This window comes from Mycobacterium sp., from assembly GCF_040509115.1.
In the GTDB taxonomy this organism is placed as follows: domain Bacteria; phylum Actinomycetota; class Actinomycetes; order Mycobacteriales; family Mycobacteriaceae; genus Mycobacterium.
On sequence record NZ_JBEVLO010000258.1, the window covers coordinates 1 to 8,039 of the forward strand.

Sequence of the window (8,039 nt, forward strand, 5' to 3'; positions counted from 1 at the left end):
GGTAATAGCCGAGGTCTTCTTCGAGGAATCGTCTTCAGCGGGCCTGCAGGACATTGAGTAAGCCGTGCCACGACCGCATAGTGGAAGTACTCGTGAGCGACGGAGACACACGGTGCCTACTTCGAAGGATCCAATGGCGGCGGTACGACAGTACGTCGAGGCCTTCAACGAGGGCGACGCGGAGGCCATGGCGGGAACGTGTGCCGACCCGATGCAGATCCTCGACGTGGTGTCGCCGCACGTGTGGCAGGGACCAACGGCCAATGAGGACTGGTGGAATCACGTGCTCGCCGCAAGCGAGCGCGTTGGGGCTTCCGACGCCCACATCGCTCTTGACGAACCACGGCACGTCCGAGTGACCGGCGACCGTGCGTATGTCGTCGTTCCCGCCACCCTGACGTTCAATCTGGGCGGCAGCGAGGTCACTCAGACCGGCTCGCTCTTCACTGTGGCGCTTCGCAAGGTCGACCTGGACTGGCGCCTATCGGCGTGGGCCTGGGCAAAAGGAAGCTGAAGAGTCCTTCGCGCTTTTCGGCAGCACCGCCAGGACGGAACCCCGCCGCATCGACTACGAACGCGAAGCCAACGTCGCCGGAATCGCGCCGCCCCCGGATGCTCAGTCCAGCAGGGCGGCGGCGGTCGGCGCGTCGGCCAGCGATTCGGCGAGGTCGTTGAACTCCGTCACGTTGTCCAGTTCGGTGCCCATCGCGATGTTGGTGACCTTCTCCAGGAAGATCTCGACGACGACGGGCACTTTGTGCTCCTTGGCGAGCTGCTGCGCCCGCACCAGGGCCGGCCCGATGTCGTCGGGCTCCACCACCTGAATCGCCTTGCAACCAAGCCCTTCTGCGACGCGCAGGTGATCGACGCCGTACCCCTTGGGAACGTCACTGTCCGTTTCTTGGGAGTTGATGTTGTCGAACGCCAGCGACACGTGGTAGTCCATGTCGAAGTTGCGCTGCGCCTGACGGATCAGCCCCAGATAGGAGTTGTTCACCAGCACGTGCACGTAGGGCACGTTGAATTGCGCGCCGACCGCGAGTTCCTCGATGAGGAACTGGAAGTCGTAGTCACCGGACAGCCCGACCACGGTCGAGTCGGGGTCGGCGGTGGCGACGCCGAGCGCGGCGGGCACGGTCCACCCCAGCGGGCCTGCCTGGCCGCAGTTGATCCAGTTGCGCGGCTTGAACACCTGCAGGAACTGTCCGCCTGCGATCTGTGAGAGCCCAATCGCGGTGACGTAGCGGGCATCTCGGCCGAAGACGCGGTTCATCTCCTCGTACACGCGCTGCGGCTTGATCGGCACGTCGTCGAAGTGCGTCTTGCGGTGCATCGTGCGCTTGCGCTCCTGGCACTCGTCGACCCAAGAGCCCCAATCTGGCAGCGTGCCCGCCGCGCGTCGCTCCCGCGCCGAGGCCACCAACTGCTCGAGGGCCGCTTTGGCGTCCGACACGATCCCGAGGTCGGGGGAGAAGACGCGACCGATCTGGGTGGGTTCGATGTCGACGTGGACGAAGCGCTTTCCCCTGCGGTAGGTGTCGAGCCCGCCCGTGTGCCGGTTGGCCCAGCGGTTGCCGATCCCGAGCACGAAGTCCGACGCCAGCATGGTCGCGTTGCCGTACCGGTGCGCGGTCTGTAGACCGGCCATGCCTGCGGCCAGACGGTGGTCGTCGGGGATGGTGCCCCAGCCCATCAGTGTCGGGATGACGGGCACGTTGAGGATCTCGGCCAACTCCACGAGCAGATCCGACGCGTCGGCGTTGATGATGCCCCCACCGGCGACGATGAGGGGTAGCTTGGCGGACGTCATCATGTCGAGCGCCTTGTCGGCCTGGCCACGGGTCGCCACCGGTTTGTACACGGGCAGCGGCTGATAGGCCTCGGGGTCGAAGTCGATCTCGGCCAACTGGACGTCGATGGGTAGGTCGATGAGCACGGGGCCCGGCCGGCCGGAGCGCATCAGGTGAAATGCCTTGGCGAACGCGCCTGGAACCTGTCCTGGCTCCAGGACGGTCATCGCCATCTTCGTGACGGGCGCGGCAATCGCACTGATGTCGACGGCTTGGAAGTCCTCCTTGTGCAGCCTGCTCACCGGCGCCTGCCCGGTGATCGCCAGAATCGGGATGGAATCCGCTGAGGCAGAGTACAACCCGGTGATCATGTCGGTGCCTGCGGGCCCCGACGTGCCGATGCAGATGCCGATGTTCCCCGCCGCCGCACGGGTGAAGCCCTCCGCCATGTGGCTGGCGCCTTCGACGTGCCTGGCGAGGACGTGCCTGATGCCGCCATGTGCCCGCATCGCCGAGTAGAACGGATTGATCGCGGCTCCGGGAAGTCCGAAGGCCTGAGTGGCGCCTTCGATCTCGAGGATCCTGACTGCGGCGTCGACCGTGCGCATCCGAGTCATTTCGCGTGCTCGCTCTCTGTTCCCGACAACGCTTCGACGCCGAGTAGCAACCCGGAATGATCAAGCGTCCCATGGCCATTGGCCACCGCGGACGCCATGAGTTGGGCGACTACCGCGCCCAGCGGGATCACGACACCGGCCTCGCGCGCGGCGGAGGTGACGATGCCCATGTCCTTGTGATGAAGCGCGATGCGGAATCCGGGATCGAAGTTGCGCCCCAACATCTTCGCTGCCTTCTGATCTAGCACCGCCGAGCCGGCCAACCCGCCGCCGAGCACCTTCACGGCCGCTTCGATGTCCACGCCGTAGGCGCGCAGGAAGGTGATCGCCTCGGCGAGCAGTTCGATGTTGCCCGCCACGATCAGCTGGTTGGCGGCCTTGACGGTCTGCCCGGCGCCGTTGGGTCCGACGTGGGCGATCGTCTTGCCGACCACGTCGAGAATCGGCTTGGCTGCCGCGAAGTCGGCATCGCTGGCGCCCACCATGATCGACAGGGTGGCGTTCACCGCGCCGGGCTCCCCGCCGGACACGGGCGCATCGATGATGCGCAGTCCCCGTTCGGCCGCGGTCTTGGCCAACTCCGCAGTGACGTCGGGCCGGATCGAGGAGAAGTCGATGATCAGGGTGTCGGGCTGCGCGTGGGCGAACACGCCGTCGTCGGGCAGCAGGACGGCCTGCACGTCGGGGGAGTCGGGCACCATGATGGCCACGACGTCGGCGTTCTTGACGGTCTGCTCGATGGATTCGGCCGCGCCGCCACCCGCCTCGACCAGCGCCTGCATCCGCTCCTCTGAGCGGTCGTAGCCGACGACGGTGTGTCCTGCCGCAACCAGGTGGCGCGCCATCGGGCCGCCCATGATTCCGAGTCCGATGAATCCGATGGTGCTCACGAGATCCTCGCTTCTTGTTGCTGCCGCAGGGTTTCGATGTTGACGCCGCCTCCGCCGCGTTCGGTGCGTGGAATCCAGTCGAAGGTGTCGGGCCGGGTCGCCTTGTACTCCAGGCCGAGGTAGCCGGTGTAACCACGATCCGAGAGTTCCTGCAACTGGCGCGCCAGCGGCAGCTCCCCTGATCCCGGTTCGCCCCGCCCCGGCGCATCGGCGATCTGCACGTGCCCGATCCGGCTGCCGTAGTCGCGAATCACCGCGCTGGTGTCGTCGCCATTGACGGCCAGGTGATACAGATCGGCGAGCAGCCGCAGGTTGGTGGTGTCGTGCTGAGTGCGCACCCGGTCGATCACCGCAATGACGTCGGCTGCCGTCTTGAGCGGATAGTGCGGTGCGCCACTCACCGGCTCCAGGAGTACCGTCGCGCCGATGCGGTCCGCCGCACGGGCGGCGTGCGCCAGGTTGTCGACGGCGACGTGGTCCTGCGCCGAGACGGCGAAATTCGGGTCGCGATTGCCGTACAGCGCGTTGAACGACCGGGTGCCGAGAATCTCGGCGATCCCGATGGCGATCGCGACACTGTCGCGAAATTCCTGCGTCAATGACGGATTGGACAGGATGCCGCGATCGCCAGCAGGCATGTCACCGGCGGCGAAGTTGAGGCCGGTCAGTTGCACGCCCGCGTCCTCGATGGCGTGGACGAAGGCGCTCACCTCGGCATCCGCGGGTGATGGACTGGCGAAGGGCCACCAGAACTCGACGGCGTCGAAGCCCGCGTCCCGGGCTGCCCGCGGTCGGTCGAGTAACGGGATGTCGGTCAGCAGGATCGAACAGTTGACGGTGTAGGTGGCGTTTGCCATGGCCTGCCCTTCTCGTGTGGTCAGCAGTCCTGACTCGTCGTCCGGAACGATCGAAATAGAAGATCGTATGCAGTATGCAATGTAGTGAACAGGGCTGCACTGAGGTTGTCAAGGGGCTTGCGCGGCCGGCAAGTGGGGCGAACTCGCTTGCGTCAGTGCCCATTGCGACCCATCGCCGACGCAGTCGGGGACCGGACCGCCGGCGGGTGATCTACTAGCCAGGACGGCGAGCATGTGCTTGCATACATTATCCCGCCCGCCCCCGGGGGGCGCGACCAAGAAAAGAGCCCAGCCTTGGCCACTCTGCTCGTCCACCACGCGATCTTCGCCCGCCACCAGACCTCGGTCGGGCATCCGGAACGGCCCGACCGCTACCGCACGGTGCAGTTCGCCTTGGACCAGCCGCAGTTCGACGCACTGGTACGCGACGAAGCCGTGGTCGCCGAACTCGACGCGACTCGTTACGTCCACACCGCGGCCTACGTCGACGCGCTGGAGGAAGCCCGCCCCGACGAGGGCTTCGTGTATCTGGACGGCGGCGACACGATGATGGAACCCTCCACGTGGGAGGTGGTGCTGCGCGGCGTCGGCGGCACGATCCAGGCGGTCGACCGGGTCCTGTCAGGCGCCGTACAGAACGCCTTCGTCGCCTGCCGCCCTCCCGGGCATCACGCCGAGACGGATCGGGCCATGGGATTCTGCTTGTTCAACAACATCAGCATCGGCGCGCGTCACGCTCAACTCAAACACGGGCTGGACCGGGTCGCGATCGTCGACTTCGACGTCCATCATGGCAATGGCACGCAGGAGATCTTCTACTCCGATCCCAGCGTGCTGTACGCGTCGACGCACCAGATGCCGTGGTTCCCTGGGACCGGGGAAGTCCGCGAGACCGGGGTGGGCAACGTGTTCAATTCGCCGCTGGCGGCAGGTGATGGCGGCGTTGAGCTGCGGGAAGCGTTCGAGCAACGAATACTGCCCGCGCTCAGGACTTTCGAGCCGGAGCTCATCATCGTCTCGGCCGGGTTCGACGCCCATGAACGCGATCCGCTCGGCTCACTGTGCATGACCGCCCATGACTTCGCCTGGGTGACGCGCGAATTGATGACGGCGGCCGAGCGGCACTGCGGCGGTCGCTTGGTGTCGGTGCTGGAAGGTGGTTACGACCTGCAAGGGTTGCGGGAGTCGGTCACCGCACACGTCGGCGAGCTGATGCAGGGCTAAGAACCTACCGCCTGCTCGACCGATTCCGCGGATGACGACGAGTCCTGGGCCTGCGCTGGCACCAGCCGGACGAACACGCCCTTCGAGGTCGGCGTATTGCTGACGTCGGCGACGCTGTCCAGCGGGACGAGGACGTTGGTCTCCGGATAGTAGGAGGCGGCCGAACCGCGTGCGGACGGATAGGAGACGACGCGAAAGTTCTTCGCGCGCCGCTCGATTCCGTCCTCCCAGGTACCGACGAGGTCGACCATCTGGCGGTCGACGAGCCCCAGCGCCTCGATGTCGGCCGGGTTGACCAGCACGACGCGTCGCCCGTTGTGGATGCCGCGATACCGGTCGTTGAGGGCGTAAGGCACGGTGTTCCACTGATCGTGGGAGCGCATGGTCTGCAGCACCAGGTGACCGGCGGGCACCTGGAGTCGGTCGAACGTGTTTCTGGTGAATACCGCCTTGCCCGACGGGGTGGGGTAGCGGTGCTCGTTGACCGGGTTGGGCAACCGGAAGCCGCCCCGTTCGCGGACGCGCCGATTGAAGTCGTCGAAACCCGGTACCACGCGGGAAATCCGTTCGCGGATCAGGTCGTAATCCGCCTCGAAGCTCTCCCACGGAATCGCTGGCGTCACCCCGAGGGTGCGCCGAGCGAGCCTGCTGACGATTGCCACCTCGCTCAAGAGGTGTTCTGACGCGGGATGCAGGCGACCGTGCGATTGGTGCACGATGCTCATGGAGTCCTCGACCGTGACGAACTGCTCGCCGGTGCGCTGTTCGTCGCGGTCGCTACGTCCCAGCGTCGGCAGGATGAGCGCCGTCCTCCCGCACACGGCGTGCGAGAGGTTGAGCTTCGTCGACACGTGGGCGGTCAAGTTGCAGTTGCGCATGGCTCGCTCGGTGAGTTCGCTATCGGGGGTGGCGCGTACGAAGTTGCCTGCGAATCCCATGAAGAACTTTGCCCGGCCGTCGCGCATGGCCCGAATCGAGTCCACCGCATCCAGGCCGTGGTGGCTCGGCGGGGTGAAGCCGAACTCGCGTCCCAGCGCGTCGAGGAAGGTTTGCGGCATGCGCTCCCAGATGCCCATCGTCCGATCGCCCTGCACGTTGCTGTGCCCGCGGACCGGGCAGACCCCGGCTCCCGGGCGCCCCAGATTTCCGCGCAGCATCAGGAAGTTCACGATCTCGCGCACGGTGGCCACGCCATGCTTCTGCTGAGTGACCCCCATCGCCCAGCACACGATGATCTTCTTGCTGGCGAGCACGCGGCCGACGACCTCGTCGATGTCCTCGCGCGAAAGCCCAGTCGCGGCAAGCACATCGGTCCAGTCGAGCTGACGGGCGTGCTCGGCGAACTCGGTGAAGCCCGTCGTGTCCCGGTCGATGAAGTCGCGGTCGAGCACGTTACCCGGATCGGCGTCCTCGGCCGCCAGCAGAAGCGCGTTGATCGCTTGGAAGAGGGCGAGGTCCCCGCCGGGCTTGATGTGCAGGAACTGATCGGCGATGGTGGTGCCGCGGCCGATGATGCCCCTGGCCTTCTGCGGGTTCTTGAAGCGAATCAGTCCCGCCTCGGGCAGCGGGTTGATGGCGATGACGTGGCCACCGTTGCGCTTGGTCTCCTCCAGCGACGACAGCATCCGTGGCATGTTGGTGCCGGGGTTGATCCCGACGGCGAAGACGAGGTCCGATTCCTCGATGTCCTCGAGGCTCACGCTGCCCTTGCCGATGCCCAGCGTCTCCGCGAGCCCGGAGCCACTCGACTCGTGGCACATGTTGCTGCAGTCGGGCAGGTTGTTGGTGCCGAGGCTGCGCACGAAGAGTTGCAGCAGGAATGCGGCCTCATTGCTGAGCCGCCCCGACGTGTAGAACAGCGACTCGTCCGGCGAGTCCAGATTGCGCAGTTCGGCGGCCAGCAACTCGAACGCGTCGTCCCAGCCGATGGGTTCGTAGTAGTCCGAGCCCGGGCGCTTGACCATCGGCTCGGTGAGGCGGCCCTGGTCATTGAGCCACATGTCGGACTTGGTGGCGAGCACCGAAATGGGGTTGTCGCGGAAGAACTCCCGGGTGATCCTGCGGGTTGTCGCCTCGTCGTTGACGTGCTTGGCGCCGTTTTCGCAGTACTCCTGGAGGTGTCGGTTACGAGGCTCCGGCCATGCACATCCCGGGCAGTCGACGCCGTTGGTCTGATTGATGGTCAACAGGTTGAGGGCAGTGCGACGAATCGAGGTGTGCTCCAGCGAGAACTGCAGAGCATGCCTGACCGCGGGCAGCCCGGTTGCCCACTGCTCTGGCGGCTCGACGCTGAGGTTCTCGTCGCCGGTGACATCGCCTGCGGTCATCTTCTCGCGGCCCTTCCTTCGTGGTGTGCGCGTCCTTCGTGGTGTGCGCGCGGGGTCGTTCGAGCGCCATCATTCGGCCGTGCAGACAAAATACAGTACACAGGATGGGCCGCAGCGGATGCGCGCGTCATCTCTCAACGGGGGTGGTGAGAATTCGTTGGCGAGGGGTCGACGGACCTCCAGCCAGCGGCGTGGCGGTCCCAGACGCAGCGGGGGTTAGGGCCGGTGAGTGGCGGATCCGCCGCCGTTGTCGACGAGCTCCCGCAGGCCACGGTCCCACTCGCGGGCGCGAGTACGTCCCAGCTTGGCACCGATGCCGACCAGGGCCGCGCCG

General features: G+C 66.1%; 6 protein-coding genes. 2 read left to right on the forward strand and 4 right to left on the reverse strand.

Going from position 1 to position 8,039, the window contains the following annotated elements; genetic code table 11:
- The first annotated feature begins 133 nt into the window (after positions 1-133).
- Positions 134-514: a nuclear transport factor 2 family protein gene (locus ABW137_RS17485; RefSeq protein WP_526402207.1), complete on the forward strand. Its 381-nt coding sequence runs from the start codon at positions 134-136 to the stop codon at positions 512-514.
- A gap of 102 nt (positions 515-616) precedes the next feature.
- Here ABW137_RS17485 and gcl read toward each other — a convergent pair whose 3' ends face one another.
- From gcl to ABW137_RS17500, 3 genes are read right to left on the reverse strand one after another with little or no spacing between them, the layout of a single operon-like run.
- A complete protein-coding gene (gene gcl / locus ABW137_RS17490; protein WP_526402209.1) occupies positions 617-2,407 on the reverse strand; it encodes a glyoxylate carboligase in 1,791 nt (596 codons plus the stop codon).
- A complete protein-coding gene (locus ABW137_RS17495; protein WP_526402211.1) occupies positions 2,404-3,297 on the reverse strand; it encodes a 2-hydroxy-3-oxopropionate reductase in 894 nt (297 codons plus the stop codon). Before ABW137_RS17495 ends, gcl begins: the two co-directional genes overlap by 4 nt.
- Entirely contained in the window at positions 3,294-4,154 is an 861-nt protein-coding gene (locus tag ABW137_RS17500; RefSeq protein WP_526402213.1) for a hydroxypyruvate isomerase family protein, read from the reverse strand. Before ABW137_RS17500 ends, ABW137_RS17495 begins: the two co-directional genes overlap by 4 nt.
- 294 nt (positions 4,155-4,448) lie before the next feature.
- On the opposite strand from ABW137_RS17500, the gene ABW137_RS17505 reads away from it, so the two are divergent.
- On the forward strand, positions 4,449-5,378 hold the full coding sequence (locus ABW137_RS17505; protein WP_526402215.1) for a histone deacetylase family protein: 930 nt from the start codon (positions 4,449-4,451) through the stop codon (positions 5,376-5,378).
- On the opposite strand, the gene ABW137_RS17510 is transcribed toward ABW137_RS17505, so the two are convergent.
- Entirely contained in the window at positions 5,375-7,705 is a 2,331-nt protein-coding gene (locus tag ABW137_RS17510; RefSeq protein ID WP_526402217.1) for an FdhF/YdeP family oxidoreductase, read from the reverse strand. The genes ABW137_RS17505 and ABW137_RS17510 overlap by 4 nt on opposite strands.
- Positions 7,706-8,039: the final 334 nt, after the last annotated feature.